The organism is Helcobacillus sp. ACRRO (assembly GCF_022347125.1).
Taxonomy (GTDB): domain Bacteria; phylum Actinomycetota; class Actinomycetes; order Actinomycetales; family Dermabacteraceae; genus Helcobacillus; species Helcobacillus massiliensis.
Map to the genome: position 1 here is coordinate 14,140 of NZ_JAKRNG010000007.1, position 23,803 is coordinate 37,942.

Sequence of the window (23,803 nt, forward strand, 5' to 3'; positions counted from 1 at the left end):
GTCAGCTCCTCTCCACGTCCGCATCCACGAGGCGGGCGTCGATGGCGTCGGTCAGTCGGGTCCGTTCAACCTCGCTGAGGGCGCCGAGGTCCAGGCTGAATGCGGCCTGTCTCGCCTCGGCGATCACGGCGGCGTCCCGCAGCACATTCAGATGGGTGATGCCGGCGCGCATGCCGGACTGGGCGGTGCCGATGAGGTCGCCGCCTCCGCGGCGCTCCAGGTCGATCTCGGCGAGCTCGAACCCGCTGCGGGTGTCGGCGAGCGCCTTCAGATGGTCGTGCTGGGGGCTGCCCGCTGCGGCGCGGGTGGTGAAGAAGGCGATGCCGGGATGGTCGGACCGCCCGATGCGGCCGCGCAGCTGGTGCAGCTGGGACAGCCCGAACCGCTCAGCATCGAGCACCACCATCACGGTGGCGTTCGGGATGTCGACTCCGACTTCGATGACGGTGGTGGCGACCAGGACGTCGATCTGCCCGGCGGCGAACGCCTCCATCCGCTTCTGCTTGTCGTTCGCGTGCTGGCGGCCGTGGAGGGTCGCGATCCGCAGGCCGCGGAAGCGGGGGTCGGTCTGCAGCTGCTCGGCGATCTCCTCCACGCTGTGCAGAGCCCAGGGATCCGGGAGTCCGTCGGCCCCCTGCCCGCCGCTGCTGGTGAGCAGGCCGGGGTCGGCGTCGTCCACGAAGCCGGCATCCGCGTTGTCGTCGGTGTCGTCATCGGGGCTGATGCGGGGGCACACCACGAACGCCTGCATGCCGCGGCGGCACTCCTCCGCGGTGCGCTCCCACATGCGCTCGCGCCACGAGTCACTCGACTCGGGCACCACAAAGCTCTGCACCTCGGCGCGGCCCGCAGGGGCGGTGTCCAGGGCGATGACATCGAGGTCGCCTGCAATGCTGATCGCCGCGGTGCGCGGAATCGGCGTGGCGGTCATGACGATGACATGCGGGTTGCCGCCGTGGCTGCCCTTCGCGCGCAGCATGCGGCGGTGCTCCACCCCGAAGCGGTGCTGCTCGTCGATCACGACGAGGCCGAGGTCGGCGAAGTCGACGCCGTCGGACAGCAGCGCGTGAGTGCCGACGATCAGTCCCGCGGTCCCGACCTGCATGTCCAGCAGCGCCTGGCGGCGCTCGGGCACCGTGAGGGACCCGGTGAGCAGCCGGACCGTGGTGGCGTGCTCCGGGGCGTGGAGGGTGCCGGCCTCCCCGAGGTCCCCGAGCATGCGCATGATGGTGGCGTGGTGCTGCCGCGCGAGGACATCGGTCGGAGCGAGCAGCGCCGCCTGATGGCCGGAGTCGATGGCGCGGACCATGGCCCGCAGCGCCACGATGGTCTTGCCGCTGCCCACATCGCCCTGCAGCAGCACCGACGTGGGGCGCGCGGTGGAGATGCGCTGCTCGATCTCGGCACCGGCGCGCTGCTGCGCGTCGGTCAGCGAGAACGGGAGTCGCTGATCGAGCCCCGTGGCGAGCTGTCCGCGGACATCCAAGGCGGGGGCGCGGTCCTCGGCGTCGCGGGCGCGGCGGCGCGCGAACGCGGACTGGATGATGAACGCCTCTTCGAAGCGGAGGAACCGCCGGGCGGCGTCGACGTCCTTCATGCTGCGCGGTCGGTGCAGGGCGGTGAGGGCCTGCTCAGCGGTCAGCAGGCGATGCTCTCGGAGGACCGCGCCGGGCACGGGGGTGGCGGTGAGGCTGACGTAGTCGAGGGCTTTGTCGAACGCGCTGGCAACGGTGCTCTGCTTGGAGCCGGATCGCTGCGGATAGACGGGCCGGGGCTGCAGCGCCTGCTGGATGGTGATGCCGTCGGTGTCCTCGCCGTCGGGTGTGAGCAGCGTGTAGTCCGGGTGGGTGACCTGCGGCTGTCCCCGGAACAGTTTGACGGTGCCCTGGACGAGGATGCCGACGCCGGGGCGCAGCCTCCCCCGGTGATAGGTCACCAGGTGCTGCTTGTACAGGAAGAACGGCAGGTCCAGCTGGTCCCCGGAATCGTCCTCGATGCGGGCGGTGAGGACTGTGCCGCGGCCGCTGCGCATGCGGTGTTCGCTGATGTCGATGACGGTTGCGATGACGGTGATGTCATCGCCCTCCTGCAGGCTGTGGAGGTCGCGCACCGGCCCGGGGACCTTGTAGCGGTTCGGGGAGACGCGCAGCAGCTCCTCCGCGGTCTCGACCCCGAATCCGCGGACGGCCTTCAGCTCCTTCGGGCTGAGGATGGTGGTCAAGGCAGGCGACTGCATGGCTCCTCCTGTGCGAAAAGCGGCCCCGGGATCCGGGGCCGCTTCTCACGGGTGCTGGTGGGCAGCTGCGCTCAGGCGGCGCGCTGCACCTTGCCCGCCTTGATGCAGGACGTGCACACGTTGATGCGCTTGGCGCTGCCGTTCACGATGGCGCGCACGGACTGGATGTTCGGGTTCCAGCGGCGCGAGGTGCGACGGTGGGAGTGGGAGACACTCTTGCCGAAGCTCGGGCCCTTGGGGCAGATGTCACACTTAGAAGCCACGATGTTCTCCTGGTCGAAATGAATGGAAGTCGTCGATGATGCGCCCACGGCAGGCGCGGACGATCTCGCCCTGGCGCAAGGCAACCCAATGAGCATACCGCACGGCCCATCGCTGAGGACAGGGCCCAGTGCCGCCGGCGGCTGTGGACTCCCTCACTCGAAGTGGTCCCAGCCGAGCGCGGACCCGTCGGCCCCCTGCTCGTTCACACCCGCAGCCGTGGCGCGCGGGTCCTCCTCCCCCGCCGGCAGGACGCGGCCCACCATGGTGAGGTCGCCGCCGGCATCCCGCAGCACGTCCCGGGCGGCCTGGAGGGCCGACGGGGGCAGGCAGATCAGCATCGCATGCTCCTCCCCGCTGCCCAGCACCCACGCCGACGGATCCTGCCCGAGGGAATCGGCGAGCGGTCGCAGCGCCTCGGCCATGGTGGCCAGGCCGTCGGCGTCGAGGTGGATGCGGACTCCGGAGGCGTCGGCCAGACGGCCCGCGTCGCGCAGGAGCCCGTCGGAGACATCGATCATGGCGTGCAGGTCGTGGCCGAGAGCAGCGGCGAGGCGGTGCCCGGCCTCCAGGTCCACCTCGGGGGCACGATGGAACTCCAGCGCGCCCTCCGCGCCCCGCTGCACATCACCGAGTTCGGCGGGGTCGTGGCCCCCGAGCAGAAGAGCGAGCCCGGCGGAGCTTCGGCCGAGCTGGGGTGTGCCGACGGCGACGACATCCCCCACCCGGGCGCCGTCGCGACGGATCGCTCGTCCGCCGAGGCCCGGGACGAGTTCGCCGAAGGCGGTGACGGTCAGGCTGATCATGTCCGCTCCGCCCAGATCACCGCCGATGACGACGGCGCCGGCACGGGCCGAGCGAGCGGCGAGGCCCCGCGCGATCCCCTCGATCAGGGCGAGGGGGGTCGTGGCGGGCGCGGACAGGCTGAGCACGAGCGCCGTGGGCTCGGCACCCATGGCGGCGATGTCCGCGAGGTTCTGCACGGCGAGCTTGTGGCCGATCTCCTCGCCGGTGGAGCCGAGCGGGCTGCGCCCCGGTGCATCGCCGCGCAGCAAGAAGTCCTTGCCTTCGATCATGGTGTCGGTGGTGATGACCACCGAGCCGGAGGGGACCGCGAGGAGAGCGGCGTCATCGCCGGGACCGATCAGAGTCCGCTCCGTGTTCGCGGCGCCGGAGAGGATCGGCAGGATGCGTGCGAGGATGCCGGCTTCGCCGAGCTCACCGAGGGTGCTCATGCGTCCATCATGCCAGTGCGGATGGTGCCGTTCGTGCGGTGCACCGGGATGCCGCCCGCGGCTGCGACGAACGCGCTGCGCACGGCGCGGATGGCGAGATGTCGGGCCTGACCGTCCCGCACCTCCGTGTAGAGGGTGCGGCGGGGCGCGGCGCCGTCGGCTCCGGCGAGGGCGAACACGTCGATGCCGCGGCCGAGGCGCGCGCCGAACAGCGCCGGCACGAAGGAGACGGCGAGCCCGGAGGCCACCAGCTGCATGTGCAGCGTGGGGTCGGTGCTCTCGGATCGGATGCGGGGGTTGAACCCGGCGGCGAAGCATTCGGTGCGGGCCCAGCGACCCATCCGCGTCTTCGACGACTCCAGCGCCCACGGCTGGTCGGCGAGGTCGGCGAGTCGGCGCGGGGCGCGCTGCGCCGCAAGGGCCGACGGAAGGGCCACCCACAGCGGGTCCGTCAGCAGGTCTTCGCGCTGCACACCCGGGACGGGCGGCTGGGGGTGGCCGTCGAACTCCTCACCGAGGATGAGGTCGAAGGCGTGGGAGAGCAGACCGGAATGGGCATCGTCCACATCGCGCTGGAAGAGGACCACGTCGAGGTCGGGGTGCTCATCGGCCAGGAGGGCGAGGGCGCGCGGCGCCACTTCCAGCAGAACGGACTGGAAGGAGGCGACCCGCACCTGCCCGGACACGGTGTAGGACAGGTTCGCGAGGTCCGTTTCGGCGCGGGCGATGGCGCCGATGATCTCGTGGGCGTGCGCGGCGAGCATGCGGCCCGCATCGGTGAGACGCACGCCTCTGCCCACCGGGGTGAGAAGCGCCACCCCGGCCTCCCGTTCGAGTGCGGCCAGCTGCTGCGAGACGGCCGACGGGGTGTAGTTCAGAGCACGCGCCGCCTCGGCGAGAGTGCCTCTGCGCTCCAGTTCCACCAGCACGCGCAGCCCTTTGACGCTCAGCATGACGCCCCTTCGCAGAACAGTTCACGGATCCTTACTGATTCATTCCAGTTTCCATCACTGGACTGAACACTTCTGAGGGCTCCACAGTGGAGGCATGAGCACGCGCACCACCAGCGGATCCTTCACCGTCGTCTCCCTCGACGGTCAGCCCACGGACTCCCCCACCACCGGTTTCATCTCCGACGCCCCCACCACCGGCAGCCCCACGGCCGGCATCCCGATCGTCGCCGAGATCGTGCAGGGCCAGGCGGAGCTCACCGAGTCGCCCCGCAGCGGCCGCGGCACCCTGGTGGGCGCCCTGTTCGTCCTCGCGTCCGCCACCAGCCTGCAGATCGGCGCATCCCTCGGCGTGTCCCTCTTCCCCGCCTTCGGCCCCTGGGGCACCACGTCCCTGCGCCTGCTGGTCGCCGCCGTCGTGCTGATGCTCATCACCCGCCCGGCGATCCACCGGTGGACCCTGCCGCAGTGGCGAGCCGTCGGCCTGTTCGGTGTGGTGCTCGCCGTCATGAACGGCTTCTTCTTCGCCGCGATCGACCGCCTGCCGCTCGGGGTCGCGGTCGCGATCGAGTTCATCGGCCCGCTCACCCTCGCGGCCGTCCTCTCCCGGCGCGCCCGTGACCTCGCCTGGGTGGGCCTCGCCGTGCTCGGCATCGGCCTGTTCTTCGTGGACGATCTGATGGGCCACGGCGGTGCTGCACTGGATCCCCTCGGCGTGCTGTTCATCCTCATCGCCTCCGCGTGCTGGGCCACCTACATCGTGGTCTCCCAGCGCACCGGCCAGCTCGTCTCCGGTGCCGGCGGCCTCGCCGTCGCCGTCGCGATCGCGGGCGTCCTCCTCCTGCCGTTCGGCATCACGGCACTGCCCACAGCGGTCAGCGACCTCGGCCTGCTGACCGTGGTCATCGCCTGCGCGCTGCTGGCCACCGTGATCCCCTACTCCCTGGAGTTCGCTGCCCTCCGACGCCTGCCGAAGTCCGCCTTCGGGGTCCTGCTGTCCCTCGAGCCGATGGTGGCGGCGCTGGTGGGATGGCTGTTCCTCGGCCAGGGCATCAGCCTGCTCGCCGTCCTCGCGATCGTGGTGATCATGGGGGCGAGCGTCGGCTCCACCGCCATGGCAGCAGCGGATGACACGGCACCCCGACCCGTCACCGGGGCGATCCCCGCCGTGGACTGTGAGGACGAGACGGATGCGGCCATGCCGGTCAGCGCCGACGAGTTCGAGCGCGTCTGATCGGGGCGGCTACGCTGAACAGGTGACGTCCTCACCGAACCCCCACGATCCGCAGCAGCCGTCGGACCCCTCACCGGAGGTGGTCCAGCCCAGCCGTGCGCTCCCCCGCCGTGCACACCGCGGCCTCATCGCCAGCGCCGCCCTCATCGGCGGCGGCGTGCTGCTGAGCCTGCTGAGCGGCTGCGCCGTCACGGTGCCGCCGGGCCCGGACGCCGCGAACCCCGCCTGCGCGGATGTCATCACCAAGCTGCCCGACGAAGTGATCGGGCAGAAGCGGCAGGAGACCACCAGCCAGTCCACCGCCGCGTGGGGCACGGGTGAGAAGGCGGTGGTGCTGCGCTGCGGCGTCACTCCCCCGCCGCCCACAACGGAGCTGTGCACCACCACACAGGCGCCGAACGGCACCGCAGTGGACTGGATCGTGCATCAGGACGATGAGACCGGGATCCTCACGTACACCACGTACGGCCGTGAACCGGCGATCGATATGACAGTGCCGCGTGCCGCCGCACCGGATCAGCCGAGCGCCGCTCCCCTGGCGGTGGTGGGTCTGGTGAACCAGATCCCCGCGACCCGCTTCTGCGTGGGGCAGGGCGAGACGAACTGACGGCGCTGCCGCCCCTCGCCCGAGACAGCGTCAGTGGACGCCGAGCGGCTTGGCGAGCGCCGAGTCGATCAGTTCGGTGATCAGCTCACGGTAGGTGATGCCCATGTTCTCCCACAGCACGGGGAACATGGAGAACGGCGTGAACCCGGGCATCGTGTTGATCTCGTTGACGATCACGCCGGAATCGGTGACGAAGACGTCGACCCGGGCGAGGGTCTCCAGGTCCAGGGCCACGAACGCGCGCTCGGCGATGTCACGGACCTGCGCGGCGCGCTCCTCGCTGATCGACGCGGGGACGTCGATCCGGACAGTGCCCTTGCCGAAGTACTTCGATTCGAAGTCGTAGAACTCGAGGTCGTCGCCGATGGCGACCTCACCGGGCTGCGTGGAGCGCACCGGGTGGCGGCGGGAGGTGCGCAGCACACCGCACTCCACTTCGCGGCCGTTGACACCGGACTCCACCAGCACCTTCGGGTCCACCTCGAAGGCGGAGCGCAGCGCTTCCTCGAGGCCGTCGAGGTCCTCGATGCGGGAGACGCCGAGGCTGGAGCCGGCCCGGGACGGCTTCACGAACAGCGGTGCCTGCAGCTCGGCGACCCGTGCGCGGATCTCGGCGCGGCCCTCATCGGTGCACCAGTCCTCCTGGCGGACCACGCAGCCGTCGGCCACGGCGATGCCGGCATCGGCGAGGACCCGCTTGGTGAAGTCCTTGTCCATGCACACCGCGCTGGCGAGCACTCCGCTGCCCACGTAGGGGAGGTCGAGCAGGTCGAACAGCCCCTGGATGGTTCCGTCCTCACCGTAGGGGCCGTGCAGCAGCGGCAGGAACACGTCCACGTCCGCAAGGTGCTCCACACGGCCGCCCCGGATGACGCGCAGCTGCGACGGTTTCCCGGCGGTCTTCGCGACGGTCGGCAGGAGGACCTCCTCGCCGTCCTCCGGCACTTCGGGGGCGCGGCCGTCGCGGATCACCCAGTGGTCGGGGTCGTCCGTGACGGACACGAGGCGGCCGCTGGGGGTGATGCCGATGGGGATCGGGGTGAAGCGGTCGCGGTCGATGGCGCGGAGGATGCCGCCCGCGGTGACGCAGCTGATGCCGTGCTCACCGGAGCGGCCGCCGAAGAGGAGGGCCACGGAAATGCTCATGGGTGTGATGATCTCATTCCGGTCGCACGGAGCGTGACAGGAGTTCCCGTGTCACGCTGGAAATGTCACGCCCGTGATCGATCACATCGACCAGCATCGACGTGATCGGCAGGTCCAGGTCGCGTTCGTGGGCGATCTGCCGAACTGCGCGCGCGGTGGCGACGCCCTCGGCGGTCTGTCCCACCTCGCGGATCGCGTCCTCCACGCTGAGGCCCCGGCCGAGCTCTGCGCCGAGGCGGAAATTGCGGGACAGCGGTGAGGCGCAGGTGGCGACGAGGTCGCCCATGCCGGCGAGCCCCGCGAACGTGTCGGCCCGGGCGCCGACGGCCGTGCCCAGACGGGTCATCTCGGCGAGCCCGCGGGTGATGAGGGTGGCGCGGGTGTTGTCGCCGTACCCGAGTCCGGCGGCGGCGCCGACAGCGGTGGCGATGACGTTCTTCATGGCGCCGGCGACCTCCACGCCGATGACGTCGGAGGAGACGTAGGTGCGCATGTAGGGGGCGCGGCACCAGCGGGCGACCCGGTCCGCGGTGGCGGCACTGGTGGAGGCGACGACGGCGGCACACGGCTGCTGCTGGGCGATCTCGACCGCGAGGTTCGGTCCGGACAGAACCGCGATCCGGCTGGGCTCGATGCGGCCGACGGATGCCAGCAGTTCGCTGATCCGCAGATCCGTGTCCCGTTCAATGCCCTTGACGAGCGACACCACGGGGACGTCCGGCAGGGCTGGCCACTGCTCGAGGGCGCCGCGCAGCTTCTGCGCGGGCACGGCGATGACGACGCCATCGGCCCCGTCGAGCACAGCGCCGGCGTCACTGGAGGCGTTGACCGTGTCCGGCAGGGTGAGCTCCGGGATGTAGCCGCGGTTGGTGCGGCGCTCGGTGATCTCTGCGGCGATGTCGGCGCGGCGCGCCCAGATGCGGACCCGGCAGCCCGCGGCGGCCAGGACCGAGGAGAACGTGGTTCCCCAGCTGCCGGCGCCGAGGACCGCGATCAGCGGTGCGCCGGCCATGTCAGCGGCCGCTGTCGGGGCGGCGCTGATCCTGCTGGCCGCCGCGGCTGTGCTGGCCGGGGCGGGGCTGGTCGATCAGCTTCGGCAGACGGGTCACCCCGAGCAGGCCGCGCTGGCCGCTGGCGCGCACCTCGCGGGTGCGCATGGTGACCGGGGCGCGGCGCGCCAGCGTGTGGACGGCGGCGGCGTGCATGACGCGACGGGGCGCCCAGGTGAGGCGTCCGCGCAGGTTCCGGTACTTCACCGCGGTGGTGATGCGCAGCAGGTGACCGCCGGGCTCCACCGCCACACCGATGCGGACGGCGAGCGACGGGGTGTCGTCCACGATGAGGGCCTCATCACCGACCACTTCGATGACGTCGCGCGTGCGATCCGGCGGCGGCACGAGGTCGAACAGGCGGATCGCCTCATTGCGCAGGGCCTTCGCCCCGCGGGAGGCGAGGGTGGCGTTCTCGCGGGAGAAGATCGCCTCCGCCCACACCCGCGGGTCGGTTTCGCGGACACCGCGGGTGGGGATGATGACCACGTCGCAGTAGTCCGGCAGCGGGATGTCGCGCAGGGCGAGTGAGTTGTAGCCGCGGGCCTCGCGCACGAAGTGCTCGGTGCGGTCCGTGTCGTCGGCGCGGTCGCCGTGGTGGGCGGTGCCGTCCTGCTGGTCGTCGGGCTCGATGATGATCTCGTCCGGCTCCGGGGTGCTCATCGGCTCATCCCTCCCAGAAGTCGGCGCCCAGAGCGGTCAGCTTGTCCCGGAAGGACTCGTAGCCGCGGTCGATGAGGTCGATGCCGTAGATGTTCGAGATCCCGTCGGCCGCCAGAGCAGCGATGAGGTACGAGAACCCGCCGCGCAGGTCCGGAACGGTGATGTTGCGGCCCTCGAGCTGGCGGGGGCCGGAGACCACGGCGGAGTGGTTGAAGTTGCGCTGGCCGAAGCGGCAGGAGGAGCCGCCGAGGCATTCGCGGTACACCTGGATCTGGGCGCCCATGTCGTTGAGGGCGCTGGTGAAGCCGAGGCGGTTCTCGTACACGGTCTCGTGGACGATGGAGATGCCCTCGGCCTGGGTCAGCAGCACCACCAGGGGCTGCTGCCAGTCGGTCATGAAGCCGGGGTGCACGTCGGTCTCCACAGCGACGGGGCGCAGCGGCTCGTCGGTGGCGAAGAAGCGGATGCCGTCGTCCTTGATCTCCATGCCGGCGCCGACCTTGCGCAGGATGTTGAGGAAGGTGGACATCGCCTTCTGCTCGGCGCCGCGCACGAACACGTCACCGCCGGTGACGAGCGCCGCGCAGGCCCAGGAGCCGGCTTCGATGCGGTCAGCGAGGGCGGTGTGGGTGTAGCCGCCCAGCCGCTCCACGCCCTCGATGATGATGGTGCGGTCCGTGCTCAGGGAGATGATCGCACCCATCTTCTGCAGCACGGAGATGAGGTCCTCGATCTCCGGCTCGACAGCGGCGTTCTCCAGCTCCGTGAGGCCCTTGGCCCGCACGGCGGTCAGAAGCACCTGTTCGGTGGCGCCGACGCTCGGGTACTCCAGGCGGATCTTCGTGCCGGTGAGACCGTTGGGCGCGGTGATGTAGATGCCGTGCTCGCGCTTGTCGACGTGCGCACCGAACTGGCGCAGCACGTCGAGGTGGTAGTTGATCGGGCGGTCGCCGATGCGGCAGCCGCCGAGGTCGGGGATGATCGCCTCGCCCAGGCGGTGCAGGAGCGGGCCGCAGAACAGGATCGGGATGCGGGAGGAGCCGGCGTGGGCGTCGATGTCGGCCACGTGAGCCCGCTCCACGTTCGACGGGTCCATGCGGATCACGCCGCCCTCAACGTCCCAGTCGATGCCGACGCCGTGGACCTTCAGCAGCTCCTTGACGATCGCGACATCGCGGATGTCCGGAACCGAGCGCAGTTCGCTGGGCTCTTCGCCGAGGAGGGCAGCGACCATGGCCTTGGAGACGAGGTTCTTGGCGCCGCGGACGGTGACCTCGCCCGTGAGGGGCTTGCCGCCGCGAACTGTGAACGTGGTGCTCATAGTGTCCTTACATCGAATGGTCTGGGGCGGTTCGCGGACGAACCGGTGACCGGCCCACCATACCGGAGCAGCCCGGATGCCGCCCGGGCGAGGTGACGCGAGGATCAGCCGGCGGTGCGGGCCGGAAGGGTTCTCGGCATCCAGCTCGGGCGCTTCTCCTCGAACGCTGCGATATCGGCCTCATAGCGCATCGTCAGGCCGATGTCGTCCAGGCCCTCCATGAGACGCCAGCGGGTGTAGTCGTCGATCTCGAAGCCGAAGGTGAGGTCGCCGCATTCGACGCGGCGCTCCACCAGGTCCACGGTGATCTCCGTACCCGGTTCGTTCTCCAGCTTCTTCTGGATCTGCTCGATGTCCTCCGGTGCCAGCTGCGCGGCCACGAGGCCCTGTTTGCCGGCGTTGCCGCGGAAGATGTCCGCGAAGCGGGAGGAGAGGACCGCGGCGAAGCCGTAGTCGCGCAGCGCCCACACGGCGTGCTCACGAGAGGAGCCGGTGCCGAAGTCGGGGCCGGCGACGAGCACGCTGCCCCTCGTGTACGGCTCCTGGTTGAGGACGAACTCGGGGTCGCTGCGCCACACGCTGAACAGGCCGTCGTCGAACCCGGTCTTGGTGACGCGCTTGAGGAACACGGCGGGGATGATCTGATCGGTGTCGACGTTCGAGCGGCGCAGCGGTACGCCGATGCCGGTGTGGGTGGTGAACTTCTCCATGAGGTGGTCTCCTTGGGGGGCGCGGCCGCCGTCGGTGGGGCCTGCGGGTGCAGATGGGGCCGACGGGTGCTGGCGGTGGATCGGGTCAGATGAGGTCGGCGGGCGAGCTGAGGGTGCCGCGGACCGCGGTCGCGGCGGCGACGACCGGCGACACCAGGTGGGTGCGGCCGCCCTTGCCCTGGCGTCCCTCGAAGTTGCGGTTCGAGGTGGAGGCGGAGCGCTCCCCCGGCTTCAGCTGGTCCGGGTTCATGCCCAGGCACATGGAGCACCCGGCCTGGCGCCATTCGGCGCCGAACGCTTCGAACACGTCGCCGAGGCCCTCCTGCTCAGCCTGGATGCGCACCCGTGCCGAGCCGGGCACCACCATGACGCGCACCTCGGGGTGCTTCTTCTGCCCCTTGATGACCTCGGCGAACGCCCGCAGGTCCTCAATGCGGCCGTTGGTGCACGAGCCCATGAACACGGTGTCCACGCGGATGTCCTTGAGCTTCTGACCCGGCACGAGGTCCATGTACCGCAGCGCCGATTCCGCGGCTTCGCGGTCGATGTCATTGGTGAAGTCCTCGGGCGCGGGAACGGTCGCGGACAGCGGCAGCCCCTGTCCCGGGTTCGTGCCCCAGGTGACGAACGGCTCCAGCTCATCGGCGTCGATGACGACCTCGGCATCGAACTCGGCGCCCTCATCGGTGGGCAGAGTGCGCCAGTACGCGACGGCGTCGTCCCAGTCCTTGCCCTGCGGCGCGTGCGGGCGCCCTTTGACGTACTCGAACGTGGTCTCATCCGGGGCGATCATGCCGGCACGGGCACCGGCCTCGATCGACATGTTGCAGATCGTCATGCGGCCCTCCATCGAGAGGGCGCGGATCGCCTCGCCCCGGTACTCCAGCACGTACCCGGCGCCGCCGCCGGTGCCGATCTTCGCGATCACGGCGAGGATGATGTCCTTCGCGGTGACGCCGGGCTTCAGCGACCCGTTGACGGTGATCGCCATCGTCTTGAACGGCTTCAGCGGCAGCGTCTGGGTGGCCATCACGTGCTCCACCTCGGAGGTGCCGATGCCGAAGGCGAGGGCGCCGAACGCGCCGTGGGTGGAGGTGTGGGAGTCGCCGCACACCACGGTGATGCCGGGCATGGTGAGGCCGAGCTGCGGGCCCACCACGTGGACGATGCCCTGATCGGCGTCTCCGAGGGGATGGATGCGCACGCCGAACTCCTCGGCATTGCGGCGCAGGGTGTTGATCTGGGTGCGGCTGGTGATGTCCGCGATGGGTTTGTCGATGTCGATCGTCGGGGTGTTGTGGTCCTCGGTGGCGATCGTCTGGTCGACCCGACGCAGGGTGCGACCCTCCTGGCGGAGTCCGTCGAACGCCTGCGGGCTGGTGACCTCGTGGATCAGCTGCAGGTCGATGTAGAGGAGGTCGGGTTCGCCGTCGGTTCCGCGGCGGACCACATGGTCCTGCCAGACCTTCTCTGCGAGAGTGCGCGCCATGGTGCGGGCTCCTTGCTGCGTCGGCTCGGGCCTCGGATGAAGGCCCACCTGTTTCGGAATTCGGACCAACTATTTCGAGGTTCGGGACGAGTCGCACTTGCGTCTCAACGGCTAAGACGGCAGTCTTAGGTCATGAACAACGCGAAAGAAGATCAGGGAAGCGGCGTCGGCGTTCTCGACAAAGCCGCCGCCGTGCTCGGGGCGCTCGAGGCCGGCCCCGCCACGCTCGCGCAGCTCGTCACCTCGACCGACCTCGCCCGACCGACGGCGCACCGCCTCGCCGTGGCGCTCGAACACCATCGCCTCGTGGCCCGCGACATGCAGGGCCGCTTCATCCTCGGCCCGCGCCTGACGGAGCTCTCCGCAGCCGCCGGCGAGGACCGCCTGCTCGCCGCTGCAGGCCCCGTTCTCGCGTCGCTTCGCGACCACACGGGCGAATCCGCACAGCTCTACCGCCGCCAAGGCGAGCACCGCATCTGCGTGGCCGCTGCAGAGCGCCCCATCGGACTGCGCGACTCCGTCCCCCTCGGGGCCACGCTCACGATGAAGGCGGGCAGCGCCGCCCAGATCCTCCTCGCGTGGGAGGAGCCCGATCGCCTGCACCGCGGCCTGCACGGCGCGCGGTTCACGGCGACCATGCTCTCGGCAGTGCGCCGGCGCGGCTGGGCGCAGTCCGTCGGCGAGCGCGAAGCGGGCGTCAGCTCGGTCTCCGCGCCCGTGCGCGGCCCGAACGGCCGGGTCGTGGCGGCCCTGTCGATCTCCGGACCGCTGGACCGGATGACTCGCCAGCCGGGGCGGCTGCACGCTCAGGCTGTGATTGCGAGCGCGAACCACCTCACCGAGGTGCTGCGCCGCGCCGCCGGCTGAGACCGGGCAGGTCTCAGACCCGCTCGAGCCAGACCGGCGTGTGCGCGTACTGCAGCAGCGACACCGTGGTCGGTGCTGCGGAACGCCGCTCCTCGCCCTGCGTGCGCGCAGCGGCGACGATCATCCGAGTGCCCTCGGCGCGCTGGATCAGGGCCTTCGCACTGTGGTCCTCGGTGTAGGGAGTCATATCGACCTCCACATCTTCATGATGGCGGGCGACGATCCGCTTCGCCTCCTCCAGCACCCTCGGCCATTCGGCGTGCGGGATCGCGATCGACGGGTACACCCGCAGCGAGGTTCGGTGCAGCTCCGCCAGGCGGGCCGCTCGGGTGACGATCTGCTCGAAGGACTCCTGGCCGTCGTAGAACGCGGCGATGGGGCCGTCGTCGATGCTGCCGCGGACCACCACGACGTTCGCGCTCGCGCGGGCGATCAGCGCGAGCGAGGTGGAGCCGACGATGAGGGCAAGGAAGCGCCCGAGGCCGCGCGAGCCCACCACGATGGTGTCGTTCGGCCTCTGCACCGACAGCAGCACGTCGAGGGCCCGGCCGTCCACGACCTCACCGGTGACCATCGCGTCGGGCGCTTCATCGCGCGCAACGGCGATCGCCTCCTCGACGAGCCGATCCGCGGACGCCTTCAGTCCGGAGCCGCTCACACCGGGGACCGGGTCGACGTCCACGCCCATGAGGGGCCAGACGAAGGCGTGCACGAGGTGCAGGGGGCGGCCGGTGAGAACCGCGTGCTGGGCGGCCCAGCGGATCGCCTTGTCCGCTTCCTCCGTGTCACCGATGCCGGCGATGATGCGCCCGATTCCGCCTGTCATGTCCGTCTCCTTCGTCCGAGCTGCTGATGTGCCTCCAGTCTACGGGCATGACGAAAGAGCCGGGACCATGATGGTCCCGGCTCTTCCTACCGTGTACCCCGTACCGGATTTGAACCGGTGTTACCGCCGTGAGAGGGCGACGTCCTAGGCCGCTAGACGAACGGGGCCTTGGAACAGCGCTCACCCATCGAGACTGATGGATGATTGCGATTCCCTGTACCCCGTACCGGATTTGAACCGGTGTTACCGCCGTGAGAGGGCGGCGTCCTAGGCCGCTAGACGAACGGGGCCTCGGCATCTCTGCCGTGTTCCGCACCGAAGTGCAGATCGCTGGGGTACCAGGATTCGAACCTAGAACAACTGAACCAGAATCAGCCGTGTTGCCAATTACACCATACCCCAAGGATGGTCAGTTCTGATCTCCTTACGGAGGTCTTCCCTGCAACGGAATACAACATTACATGCCCCCTGGGGACCATGCCAATCCGAGGCGGAGAAGTGTGGCGCGGCCAACGTCCGCCGGCCGCGCCACCAGGAATCAGGCCTGGTCAGGCTGCTCCGCCAGCACCGTCAGGAAGCTGCGCAGGCGCGCCAGTGTGGACTCCCTGCCCAGCAGATCCATGGACTCGAACAGCGGCGGGGAGACCCGTCGGCCCGAGACGGCGGAGCGCAGCGGACCGAAGGCGAGGCGCGGCTTGATGCCCATCTCGTCGATGATCGAGGCGCGCAGCGTCTCCTCCAGCTTCTCCGGGGTGAAGTCGGAGTCGCCGAGGTGCTCGATGTCGTCGATGGCGCGCTGCACCACGGCAGCGGGGTCATCGCCGAGCTTCTTCAGCGCGTCCGGCTGGATCTCCAGGTCCTCGTCGGCCGTGAAGAGGAACGCGAGCAGCTCGGGCGCCTCGGAGAGGAGGTTCATGCGCGGCTGCGCCAGCGGGGTGGCGCGCTTGAGCAGGTCCAGCTCCTCCTCGGTGATCGGTACGGAGGTGACCTCCGCCTTCTCGAGGTACGGGATCATACGGGCGGTGAATTCGTCCTCATCCAGCATCCGCATGTGGTCGGCGTTGATGGCCTTCGCCTTCTTGATGTCCACGCGGGCCGGGTTGGGGTTGACGTCGTGGACGTCGAACTTCTCGACGAACTGCTCGCGGGTGAAGATGTCCTCGTCCGCGGAGTAGCCCCAGCCGAGCAGCGCCAGGTAGTTGACCATGCCCTCGGGGATGAAGCCGTCCTCGCGGTAGAGGAAGAGGTCGGCCTGCGGGTCGCGCTTGGAGAGCTTCTTGTTCCCCTCCCCCATGACGTACGGCAGGTGGCCGAACTCGGGGATGCGCTTGGCGACGCCGACGGCCATCAGCGCGCGGTACAGCGCGATCTGCCGCGGCGTGGAGGACAGCAGGTCCTCTCCGCGCAGCACATGGGTGATGTCCATCAGGGCATCGTCCACCGGGTTGACCAGCGGGTACAGCGGCTGGCCGTTCGCACGCACCACCACGTAGTCCGGGGTGGAGCCCGCCTTGAAGGTGATCTCGCCGCGCACCACATCGGTGAACGTGATGTCCTCATCCGGCATGCGCAGGCGCCACACCGGTTCGCGGCCCTCGTCGCGGAACGCCTGCTTCTGCTCCTCGGTGAGGTCGCGGTCGAAGCCGTCGTAGCCGGACTCCTTCGGACGGCCGGCGTCCACGTGGCGCTGCTGGATCTCCTCCGCGGTGGAGAACGACTCGTAGATGAAGCCGCCCTCCTTCAGCTTCTCGATCACGTCCTGGTAGATCTCACCGCGCTGCGACTGACGGTACGGGCCGTGCGGACCGCCCACCTCGACGCCTTCGTCCCAGTCGATGCCGAGCCAGCGCATGGCGTCCAGCAGCTGCAGATAGGACTCTTCGCTGTCGCGCGCCTGGTCGGTGTCCTCGATGCGGAACACCAGCTTTCCGCCCAAGTGGCGGGCGTAGCCCCAGTTGAACAGGGCGGTGCGGACCAGGCCCACGTGCGGGGTGCCGGTGGGCGACGGACAGAACCGGACGCGGATCTCGTCGGCGCTCTGCGGTGCGGTCTCGGTTGTCACGGGTGTGTCTCCTCGGAGAGTTGTGGGTGGGAAGGGTGTCAGAGGGTCGCGGCGCTGCTGATGGGTGTGGTGAGCTCACCGATGCCCTGGATCCGGACGGTGACGCGGTCCCCGTCGGCCACCTGGGCCACCCCGGCGGGGGTGCCGGTGAGGATGACGTCACCGGGCAGCAGGGTGGTGACGCGGGAGACCTCGGCGATGATGTCCGCGACCGGGTGGATCATGTCCGCGGTGGTGCCGTCCTGCTGCGCCTCGCCGTTGACCTCGGAGCCGATCGCGAGGGCCGACGGGTCCAGGTCCGTCTCGATCCACGGGCCGAGCGCACAGGAGGTGTCGAACGCCTTAGCGCGGAACCACTGGTCCTCCTCGCGCTGGGAGTCCCGGGCGGTGAAGTCGTTGCCGCAGGTGTAGCCGAAGACTACGCCCGCCGCGGCGGACGCATCGACGTTCTTCGCCATCTGCTTGATGACCACGGCGAGCTCCGCCTCGAGGGACACCTCACCGGAATAGGTGGGGATGAACATCGGCTCCATCGGACCGATCACGGCGGTGTTCGGCTTCATGAACAGCAGCGGCTGCTCGGGCGCCTCCCCGCCCATCTCCTTCGCGTGCTCCGCATAGTTCTTGCCCACGCACACCACCTTCGAGCGCGGAATCACCGGGGACAGCAGTCGCACGTCCTCCAGCGGTCGAATCACGCCGTTGGGCGTGATCTCGGTGAACAGGGGGTCTCCGGCGAGGCCGTAGACCATGTCGACGCCGTCCTTCTCCTGGACGATGCCGAACATCGGGTCAGAGCCGTCGGTGAATCGTGCAATGCGCATGCCTCCAGTCTAGGCCCCGTGCTCCGGCGGCCCCGTCGGCCCCCGTCCGTACACTGGGGCGCATGGATCTCACCGCTGTTCTCACCGCCAAGGAGGCGACCGCTGAGCGCTCTCGGCACGAAGGGCGCGCCGATGCGCTGACGGCCGCTCACCGCGAGCGCCGGGCCCGACATGAGAAGCACCCGGTGGAGGACTTCCTGCACACCTACTACCCCTTCTCCCCCGCGTTCCTCCGGCGGTGGCACCCGGGGTGGAGAGTCGGCTACGAGGCCGACGCGGACCGGGATCTGGCCGGGGTCGGGGACGTGGTGGAGGACGGAACCCGTCGGCACTACATCGACTCCCGCTCCCCCGCCGGCGGGGCTGCCGTGCGCCGCGCCGACGTCGCCGGCTTCCTCGCGAAGCGGGCCGACGCGGTTCGCTTCATGCATCGGCTCCTGACCCGGTCGCAGCTCGGGGTGCGGCCGGCGAACCTCTCCTGCTTCGGGCTGCACGAATGGGCGATGGTGTACCGGCTGCAGCCGGGTCAGCAGCGGCACGAGGATCTGCCGCTGCGCCTCGGCCAGGCTGAGACGGACCGGGTGGTGGAGGCGAACCAGCTGGTGTGCTCCCACATCGACGCGTTCCGGTTCTTCACGCCGCAAGCCGTCCCGCGCAATTCGATGGAGCCCACGCGGGCGACCCAGGTGCAGCGCGACAACCCGGCGTGTCTGCACGTGGGGATGGACCTGTACAAGTGGGCGGCGAAGCTGGTGCCGCTGGTGCCGAGCAGCCTCGTGCTGGACTGCTTCGAGCATGCGCGCAGCACCCGTGTGCTCGATATGGAGGCCTCCCCGTATGACGTGCGGCCGCTCGGCTACGGGGTGGTCGCGATCGAGACCCCGGAGGGGAAGGCGGAGTACGTGCGCCGCCAGAAGGAGCTGGCTCAGGGGGCGCAGCAGCTGCGCCGACGGATCCTGGAGCACCTGGATCCGCTGATCGCGGCGGGCTCCGAGGAGGATGCGCACCGCCTGGGCTCCGGCGCGCACCGCTCCCGATAGGCTGGCGGTGTCCAGCCCAGCCCCCATCCAAGGAGTGCGCGTGACCGACCGCCGCGCCGTCTTCATCGATTTCGACGGAACCCTCGCCGACCACGGCGTCATCCCGCCCGCGCACATCGACGCGATCGCCCGCGCCCGTGCCCATGGCCACCTGATCTTCCTGTGCACCGGCCGCCCCCTCGGCATGGTGCTGCCCGAGGTGGAGGAGCTGTTCGACGGCGTCGTCCTGTCCGCCGGCGCCTATGTCCGTATGAACGGCGAAGTGCTGCTGGATGAGGCGTTCCCGCCTCCGATGGCGGAGCGGGCGGTGGATGTGCTCCAGTCCGAGGGGATCGGCTATGTCGCTGAGTCCTCCTCCGGTCTGCACGTACCGGCGGATCAGATGGAGGCCTACACCTCCTACATCCGCTCCGTGCAGAAGGACCTGCCGAAAGCGCAGCCCGGTTCGATCGGCAACGGCCCCATCGACATCATCCGCGACATCACCCCCATGCCGACGGACCGCACTCCGCGGATCACGAAGATCGCGGTGTTCGGCTGCCGCCGGCCCATCGCCGAGATCGCCGCGGACATGTCCGAGGAGCTGAACGCACTGCCGAACTCACTGGACTCCAATGATCTCGCCTCCGGTGAGATCCATCTGGCGCGGATCGACAAGGCCGATGGCGTGCGGTTCGTGGCGGGCCATCTGGGGATGGAGATGTCGACGACCGTCGGCATCGGCGACGGCGCGAACGACGAGAAGATGCTGAGGACCGCCGGCACCGGGGTGGGCATCGAAGGATCGCCGCAGTACGTCATCGATGCGTCCGACTGGCTGGTGCCCGGCCCGTCCGGTCACGGGGTGCAGCTGGCGTTCGAGAAGCTCGGAATGATCTGATCGCCGCCGCCTGAGGGGCTTGAGCGCAGCCCGCCTGCGACAATGGGGGCATGACCTCTCTCCTGGCCTCCTTCCTGCCCGAGTCCTCCGGTGGGGACCAGATCGTCGACGCCTTCGTCGAGGCCCAGGCCTCCGTGGGGCGCACCCTCTACCCGCACCAGGAGGAGGCGCTGCTGGCGATCGCCGCCGGAGAACACGTCATCGCGGCCACGCCGACGGGGTCGGGGAAGACCACCATCGCGTACTCCGCGCTGTTCGCAGCCATGGCCCGCGGGGAGCGCGCCTACTACACGGCGCCGATCAAGGCGCTGGTGAGCGAGAAGTTCTTCGAGATCGTCTCCATGTTCGGTGCCGAGATGGTCGGCATGATGACCGGTGACGCCGCGGTGAACCATGATGCGCCGATCATCGTGTGCACGGCGGAGATCCTCGCCAACCATGCGCTGCGCGACGGCGCCGACTCCGACATCGGAGTGGTGGTGATGGACGAGTTCCACTTCTACGGTGACTCCGAGCGCGGCTGGGCGTGGCAGGTGCCGCTGCTGGAGCTGACCGATGCGCAGTTCGTGCTGATGAGCGCCACGCTCGGTGACGTCGCCTTCTTCGAAGAGGACCTGAACAAGCGCACGCACCGATCCGTCACCACCATCTGGGATGCGCCGCGGCCGGTGCCGCTGGACTTCCGGTGGGCCACCACTGACCTCGAGGACACCATCAGGGAGATCCTCGAGAGCCGCGACGCCCCCGTCTACATCGTCCACTTCACGCAGGCGAACGCGCTGCAGCAGGCGCAGAACCTGCTGGGCTGGAACATCCTCACCAAGGACGAGAAGGCGCAGATCCGGGAGCTGATCGGGGACTTCCGCTTCTCGCGCGGCTTCGGGAAGATCCTCTCCAAGCTGGTGCGCGAAGGCATCGGGGTGCACCACGCCGGCATGCTGCCGAAGTACCGGCGTCTGGTGGAGCGCCTCGCCCAGTCCGGGCTGCTGAAAGTCATCGCCGGCACCGACACCCTCGGGGTGGGCATCAACGTGCCGATCCGCACCGTGCTGCTGACGGGGCTGGCGAAGTTCGACGGCCGCACCACCCGCCTGCTGAACTCCCGGGAGTTCCACCAGATCGCGGGCCGCGCCGGTCGCGCCGGGTACGACACGGTGGGGCACGTTGTGGTGCAGGCGCCCGAGTGGACGGTCGAGTTCGAGAAGCAGAAGGCCCGCGCCGCGGCCCGTGCCGAATCGGGGAAGGCACCGAACAATGCGAAGAAGAAGCGCAGAGAGCCGAAGGCGAAGGTCCCCGAGGGCGCCGTCAACTGGACCGAGGCGAACCTGACGAAACTGGTGGAGAACCCTCCGGCGCCGCTGCGCGCCCACATGCGCATCACCTCCTCGATGCTGCTGGCGCTCATCGCACGGCCCGGAAGCGCCGCCGCCCACGCACGGCAGCTGATCGAGACGAGCCACCAGACACCGGCGCAGAAGCTCGCCCTGAAGCGCCGCGCCATCGAGCTGTTCCGCGGCCTCACCGAATCGGAGATCGTGGAGGTCACCGGCACCGCCGACAACCAGGGCCGCCGCATCCACCTGGTGGAGGACCTGCAGCTGGACTTCCAGATGAACCAGCCGCTGGCGCCGTTCGCGATCGCGTTCCTCGACTCCCTTGATGAGGACTCCCCGGACCTCACGATGGACACCGTCTCCACGATCGAGGCGATCCTGGAGGACCCGCGGCAGATCCTGCTCGCCCAGCAGGGCACCGCGAAGCGCCGTCTGCTGGCGGAGCTGAAGGCCGACGGGGTCGAGTACCAGGAGCGGATGCAGCTACTGGACGAGGTGACGTGGCCGAAGCCCTTGGCGGAGGAGCTGGAGGCGGCGCTGGAGATCTACGCGAAGCAACGGCCCTGGGTGCCGCTGGATGACCTCTCCCCGAAGTCGATCGTGCGGGAGCTGTTCGAGACCGGTTCCACATTCAGCGAGTTCGTCTCCCGGTATCAGCTGATCCGCTCCGAGGGCATTGTGCTGCGGTACCTCTCGGACGCCTATCAGACCCTGAGGCGCACTCTGCCGCAGGAGCTGCGCACCGACGAGGTCGAGGACATCATCGAATGGCTCGGCGTGCTCGTGCGCGGTGTGGACTCCTCCCTGCTGGACGAATGGGAGGCGCTCGCCCATCCGGAGGACGGCGACGGCCACGACGGCGCCGACGAGATCCGGCCCGACTCCCCGCGCGCCCTCACGGCCCAGACGAAGGTGGTGGAGACGATGATCCGTCAGGCGATGTGGCGCCGCGTGGAGGACTTCGCCTTCGAGCGCGAAGAGGACCTCGGCCAGCTCGGTGACGACGACTGGGACGCTGACCGCTGGGGCGAGGCCATGGACGAGTTCTATGACCTGTACGACCATGTCGTGATCGAGCCGCAGGCCCGCGATCCGCGCCTGCTGCGGATCACGAAGGAGTCGAAGCAGTGGCTGATCACCCAGACCGTCATGGACCCCGATGAGAACAACGACTTCGTTCTGCAGGCCGTGCTCGATGTCGACGCCTCCGATGAGGCCGGGGAGCTCGCCCTGTCGATGGAGTACGCCGGGGACATCGCGAAGGCGCCCTGGCGCTGAGCACGCCGTGATCAGAGCCGGCGACTAGGCTGGAGCGCATGAACGACGTCGAAATCTTCATTCCCGGGCGCGAGAGCGCCGAGGCCGACGGTTCCCTCCAGGAGCGCAGCGAGTTCCTCACCACCGTGGAGGAGCTGCGCGCGGAGGGCCTGCCGATCCTGGTCTACTCCACCGACGACCAGCCGGAGGCGTTCACCGCCTGCGAGCACGTCAAGGACATGATCGACGTCTCCGGTGAGGACATCCTGCCGATCACCCTGCTCGGCAGCGAGATCCTCGGCGTGTACGCCTACCCCACCGCTGAGAAGATGCGCCGCTTCGCCACCACCGAGAAGGACACGCCGCGCGGCCCCTCCAACGCCTGCGCACCCGGCCGGGGAAGCGCCGGCCAGGGCGGTGCCGACGGCACGGGCGAGGGCACGGCACCCGTCGGCCGGCAGAAGCCCGCCGGCCTCGCCGCCATGCTGCGCGGACCCGAGCCGAACGCGCCGGACATCGGCGCCCGCCGCAACCTCATGGGCGGCGACACCGGCGACGGCCTGCCCACCCCGGGCGGCGAGGAGAGCGGCCGGTGACCTTCGACTTCCCCGTCGCAGACCGCTACCGCGGCCTCGCCACCTCCCCCGTCAAAGAGATCTTCGCCCTCGCGGCCCGGCCGGACGTCGTCTCCTTCGCCGGCGGCATCCCCGACCCTGCCCTGTTCGACCTCGACGCGGTGCGGCGCTGCTACGACTGGGTGCTCACCCATCAGGGACAGCGCGCCCTGCAGTACGGCGTCACCGAAGGCGAAGCCGAGATGCGCGAACAGGCCGCGGCACGGATGTCCCGCTTCCTGCCCACCTCCGCGGACCAGGTGCAGATCACGTCAGGGTCCCAGGAGGGCCTGTTCATCGCCGCGCAGGCGCTGCTCAACGAGGGCGATGTGATCCTCGTGGAGTCCCCCACCTATCTCGCCGCTGTGCAGGCGTTCGCTGCGCACGGAGCGCGGGTCATCGGGGTGCCGTGCGATGACCATGGGGTCCTGCCGGACGCTCTCGAGGCCGCGATCGGCGAGCACTCCCCCGCCGCGCTGTACCTCATCCCGAGCTTCCAGAACCCGACGGGGCGCACCATGCCGATGTCCCGCCGCGAACAGGTCGGTGAGATCGTGCTGCGCCACCGCCTCGCCCTCATCGAGGACGACCCGTACGGGGACCTGCGCTTCTCCGGTGAGGCGCTTGCGCCGATCGCGTCGCTGCCGGGGCTGTCGAAGCAGACGCTGCTGATGAACTCGATGTCGAAGCTGATGAGCCCGGGCGTCCGCATCGGCTGGACCCGCGCCGAAGGCCCCATCGGGCAGACCCTCGCCGTGGCGAAGTCAGCGATCTCGATGCAGTCCTCCGTGGTGGACCAGCTGACCGTGGCCCGCTACCTGGAGACCGAAGACCTCGAGGGACACGTCGCGCAGGTGATCGACGTGTACCGGCACCGTCGCGACGCCATGGCGGACGCCCTCTCGGGCCGTCTCCCGGACAGCGCCCACATCACCTACCCGGAGGGCGGCATGTTCCTCTGGGCATCGCTCGGCTCCGGCATCAACGCCCAGGACATGCTGGCCGACGCCTGCGACGCCGGCGTGGCGTACCTGCCGGGCTGGTCGTTCTTCGCGCAGGACCCCGACTTCTCGACGCTCCGGCTCAGCTTCGTCACCCACTCCCCCGACGTCATCGCGGAATCGATGGACCGACTCGTGGGCGTCATCGACCGCACCCTCGAGCAGCCGATCTGACCCGGCCGGCGCGGGAGCCCCGC

General features: G+C 69.6%; 21 protein-coding genes and 3 tRNA genes. 8 read left to right on the forward strand and 16 right to left on the reverse strand.

The window, feature by feature from the left end; translation table 11 throughout:
• Window position 1 precedes the first annotated feature (1 nt).
• The 4 genes from MHY20_RS03880 to MHY20_RS03895 form a co-directional block, all read right to left on the reverse strand.
• The gene (locus MHY20_RS03880; protein ID WP_239374958.1) at window positions 2-2,236 is read right to left on the reverse strand and encodes an ATP-dependent DNA helicase RecG; all 2,235 of its coding nucleotides are present in this window, start codon (window positions 2,234-2,236) and stop codon (window positions 2-4) included.
• A 71-nt stretch (window positions 2,237-2,307) separates the two neighbouring features.
• Window positions 2,308-2,499, reverse strand: coding sequence for a 50S ribosomal protein L28 (rpmB, locus tag MHY20_RS03885; protein ID WP_183374031.1), 192 nt, complete (start codon window positions 2,497-2,499; stop codon window positions 2,308-2,310).
• Between the two features lie 153 nt (window positions 2,500-2,652).
• The gene (gene thiL / locus MHY20_RS03890) at window positions 2,653-3,732 is read right to left on the reverse strand and encodes a thiamine-phosphate kinase (RefSeq protein ID WP_239374960.1); all 1,080 of its coding nucleotides are present in this window, start codon (window positions 3,730-3,732) and stop codon (window positions 2,653-2,655) included.
• A complete protein-coding gene (locus MHY20_RS03895) occupies window positions 3,729-4,685 on the reverse strand; it encodes a LysR family transcriptional regulator (RefSeq protein ID WP_183374027.1) in 957 nt (318 codons plus the stop codon). The genes thiL and MHY20_RS03895 overlap by 4 nt, the downstream gene beginning before the upstream one ends.
• Before the next feature lie 94 nt (window positions 4,686-4,779).
• On the opposite strand from MHY20_RS03895, the gene MHY20_RS03900 reads away from it, so the two are divergent.
• Both MHY20_RS03900 and MHY20_RS03905 read left to right on the forward strand, forming a co-directional pair.
• Window positions 4,780-5,916 (forward strand): DMT family transporter, encoded by a 1,137-nt coding sequence (locus MHY20_RS03900; protein ID WP_239374962.1) that lies wholly within the window; start codon window positions 4,780-4,782, stop codon window positions 5,914-5,916.
• Window positions 5,917-5,938: 22 nt separating this feature from the next.
• A complete protein-coding gene (locus tag MHY20_RS03905) occupies window positions 5,939-6,523 on the forward strand; it encodes a DUF3515 domain-containing protein (protein WP_239374964.1) in 585 nt (194 codons plus the stop codon).
• Between the two features lie 30 nt (window positions 6,524-6,553).
• Here the strand turns inward: MHY20_RS03905 and MHY20_RS03910 are convergent, their stop codons facing one another.
• The 6 genes from MHY20_RS03910 to leuC form a co-directional block, all read right to left on the reverse strand.
• Entirely contained in the window at window positions 6,554-7,669 is a 1,116-nt protein-coding gene (locus MHY20_RS03910) for a D-alanine--D-alanine ligase family protein (protein WP_183374023.1), read from the reverse strand.
• A 13-nt stretch (window positions 7,670-7,682) separates the two neighbouring features.
• Entirely contained in the window at window positions 7,683-8,681 is a 999-nt protein-coding gene (locus MHY20_RS03915; RefSeq protein WP_239374966.1) for an NAD(P)H-dependent glycerol-3-phosphate dehydrogenase, read from the reverse strand.
• Window position 8,682: 1 nt separating this feature from the next.
• Entirely contained in the window at window positions 8,683-9,381 is a 699-nt protein-coding gene (locus MHY20_RS03920) for a DUF2867 domain-containing protein (RefSeq protein WP_183374019.1), read from the reverse strand.
• A gap of 4 nt (window positions 9,382-9,385) precedes the next feature.
• Window positions 9,386-10,702, reverse strand: coding sequence for a UDP-N-acetylglucosamine 1-carboxyvinyltransferase (gene murA, locus MHY20_RS03925; protein WP_183374017.1), 1,317 nt, complete (start codon window positions 10,700-10,702; stop codon window positions 9,386-9,388).
• Window positions 10,703-10,806: 104 nt separating this feature from the next.
• On the reverse strand, window positions 10,807-11,412 hold the full coding sequence (leuD, locus tag MHY20_RS03930) for a 3-isopropylmalate dehydratase small subunit (protein WP_183374015.1): 606 nt from the start codon (window positions 11,410-11,412) through the stop codon (window positions 10,807-10,809).
• Window positions 11,413-11,497: 85 nt separating this feature from the next.
• Window positions 11,498-12,901: a 3-isopropylmalate dehydratase large subunit gene (gene leuC, locus MHY20_RS03935; RefSeq protein ID WP_239374968.1), complete on the reverse strand. Its 1,404-nt coding sequence runs from the start codon at window positions 12,899-12,901 to the stop codon at window positions 11,498-11,500.
• A gap of 132 nt (window positions 12,902-13,033) precedes the next feature.
• Here leuC and MHY20_RS03940 point away from each other — a divergent pair, with 132 nt between their 5' ends.
• A complete protein-coding gene (locus MHY20_RS03940; RefSeq protein ID WP_183374011.1) occupies window positions 13,034-13,768 on the forward strand; it encodes an IclR family transcriptional regulator in 735 nt (244 codons plus the stop codon).
• Window positions 13,769-13,781: 13 nt separating this feature from the next.
• Here the strand turns inward: MHY20_RS03940 and MHY20_RS03945 are convergent, their stop codons facing one another.
• The 6 genes from MHY20_RS03945 to MHY20_RS03970 form a co-directional block, all read right to left on the reverse strand.
• Window positions 13,782-14,594: a universal stress protein gene (locus MHY20_RS03945; RefSeq protein WP_239374970.1), complete on the reverse strand. Its 813-nt coding sequence runs from the start codon at window positions 14,592-14,594 to the stop codon at window positions 13,782-13,784.
• A 94-nt stretch (window positions 14,595-14,688) separates the two neighbouring features.
• A tRNA-Glu gene (locus MHY20_RS03950) sits at window positions 14,689-14,761 on the reverse strand.
• A gap of 50 nt (window positions 14,762-14,811) precedes the next feature.
• A tRNA-Glu gene (locus MHY20_RS03955) sits at window positions 14,812-14,884 on the reverse strand.
• A 40-nt stretch (window positions 14,885-14,924) separates the two neighbouring features.
• A tRNA-Gln gene (locus MHY20_RS03960) sits at window positions 14,925-14,996 on the reverse strand.
• Window positions 14,997-15,132: 136 nt separating this feature from the next.
• Window positions 15,133-16,656, reverse strand: coding sequence for a glutamate--tRNA ligase (gene gltX, locus MHY20_RS03965; protein ID WP_239374973.1), 1,524 nt, complete (start codon window positions 16,654-16,656; stop codon window positions 15,133-15,135).
• Window positions 16,657-16,694: 38 nt separating this feature from the next.
• Window positions 16,695-17,480, reverse strand: coding sequence for a fumarylacetoacetate hydrolase family protein (locus MHY20_RS03970; RefSeq protein ID WP_239374975.1), 786 nt, complete (start codon window positions 17,478-17,480; stop codon window positions 16,695-16,697).
• 62 nt (window positions 17,481-17,542) lie between these two features.
• Between MHY20_RS03970 and MHY20_RS03975 the strand changes: the two genes are divergently transcribed.
• From MHY20_RS03975 to MHY20_RS03995, 5 genes are read left to right on the forward strand one after another with little or no spacing between them, the layout of a single operon-like run.
• Window positions 17,543-18,520 (forward strand): 3-methyladenine DNA glycosylase, encoded by a 978-nt coding sequence (locus MHY20_RS03975; protein WP_239374978.1) that lies wholly within the window; start codon window positions 17,543-17,545, stop codon window positions 18,518-18,520.
• A 40-nt stretch (window positions 18,521-18,560) separates the two neighbouring features.
• On the forward strand, window positions 18,561-19,400 hold the full coding sequence (locus tag MHY20_RS03980) for an HAD family hydrolase (protein ID WP_239374981.1): 840 nt from the start codon (window positions 18,561-18,563) through the stop codon (window positions 19,398-19,400).
• A gap of 50 nt (window positions 19,401-19,450) precedes the next feature.
• The gene (locus tag MHY20_RS03985) at window positions 19,451-22,012 is read left to right on the forward strand and encodes a DUF3516 domain-containing protein (protein ID WP_239374984.1); all 2,562 of its coding nucleotides are present in this window, start codon (window positions 19,451-19,453) and stop codon (window positions 22,010-22,012) included.
• 38 nt (window positions 22,013-22,050) lie between these two features.
• A complete protein-coding gene (locus MHY20_RS03990) occupies window positions 22,051-22,587 on the forward strand; it encodes an arsenic metallochaperone ArsD family protein (protein WP_183373997.1) in 537 nt (178 codons plus the stop codon).
• A complete protein-coding gene (locus MHY20_RS03995; RefSeq protein ID WP_239374987.1) occupies window positions 22,584-23,780 on the forward strand; it encodes a PLP-dependent aminotransferase family protein in 1,197 nt (398 codons plus the stop codon). The genes MHY20_RS03990 and MHY20_RS03995 overlap by 4 nt, the downstream gene beginning before the upstream one ends.
• Window positions 23,781-23,803 lie beyond the last annotated feature (23 nt).

Coding starts and splice junctions, on each gene's coding strand:
- MHY20_RS03985 (WP_239374984.1), top strand. CDS start 19,451: ATGACCTCTCTCCTGGCCTCCTTCCTGCCCGAGTCCTCCGGTGGGGAC.
- MHY20_RS03910 (WP_183374023.1), bottom strand. CDS start 7,669: ATGAGCATTTCCGTGGCCCTCCTCTTCGGCGGCCGCTCCGGTGAGCAC.
- MHY20_RS03895 (WP_183374027.1), bottom strand. CDS start 4,685: ATGCTGAGCGTCAAAGGGCTGCGCGTGCTGGTGGAACTGGAGCGCAGA.
- murA (WP_183374017.1), bottom strand. CDS start 10,702: ATGAGCACCACGTTCACAGTTCGCGGCGGCAAGCCCCTCACGGGCGAG.
- MHY20_RS03880 (WP_239374958.1), bottom strand. CDS start 2,236: ATGCAGTCGCCTGCCTTGACCACCATCCTCAGCCCGAAGGAGCTGAAG.
- leuD (WP_183374015.1), bottom strand. CDS start 11,412: ATGGAGAAGTTCACCACCCACACCGGCATCGGCGTACCGCTGCGCCGC.
- MHY20_RS03945 (WP_239374970.1), bottom strand. CDS start 14,594: ATGACAGGCGGAATCGGGCGCATCATCGCCGGCATCGGTGACACGGAG.
- MHY20_RS03915 (WP_239374966.1), bottom strand. CDS start 8,681: ATGGCCGGCGCACCGCTGATCGCGGTCCTCGGCGCCGGCAGCTGGGGA.
- leuC (WP_239374968.1), bottom strand. CDS start 12,901: ATGGCGCGCACTCTCGCAGAGAAGGTCTGGCAGGACCATGTGGTCCGC.
- MHY20_RS03940 (WP_183374011.1), top strand. CDS start 13,034: ATGAACAACGCGAAAGAAGATCAGGGAAGCGGCGTCGGCGTTCTCGAC.
- MHY20_RS03900 (WP_239374962.1), top strand. CDS start 4,780: ATGAGCACGCGCACCACCAGCGGATCCTTCACCGTCGTCTCCCTCGAC.
- MHY20_RS03990 (WP_183373997.1), top strand. CDS start 22,051: ATGAACGACGTCGAAATCTTCATTCCCGGGCGCGAGAGCGCCGAGGCC.
- MHY20_RS03970 (WP_239374975.1), bottom strand. CDS start 17,480: ATGCGCATTGCACGATTCACCGACGGCTCTGACCCGATGTTCGGCATC.
- MHY20_RS03920 (WP_183374019.1), bottom strand. CDS start 9,381: ATGAGCACCCCGGAGCCGGACGAGATCATCATCGAGCCCGACGACCAG.
- thiL (WP_239374960.1), bottom strand. CDS start 3,732: ATGAGCACCCTCGGTGAGCTCGGCGAAGCCGGCATCCTCGCACGCATC.
- MHY20_RS03975 (WP_239374978.1), top strand. CDS start 17,543: ATGGATCTCACCGCTGTTCTCACCGCCAAGGAGGCGACCGCTGAGCGC.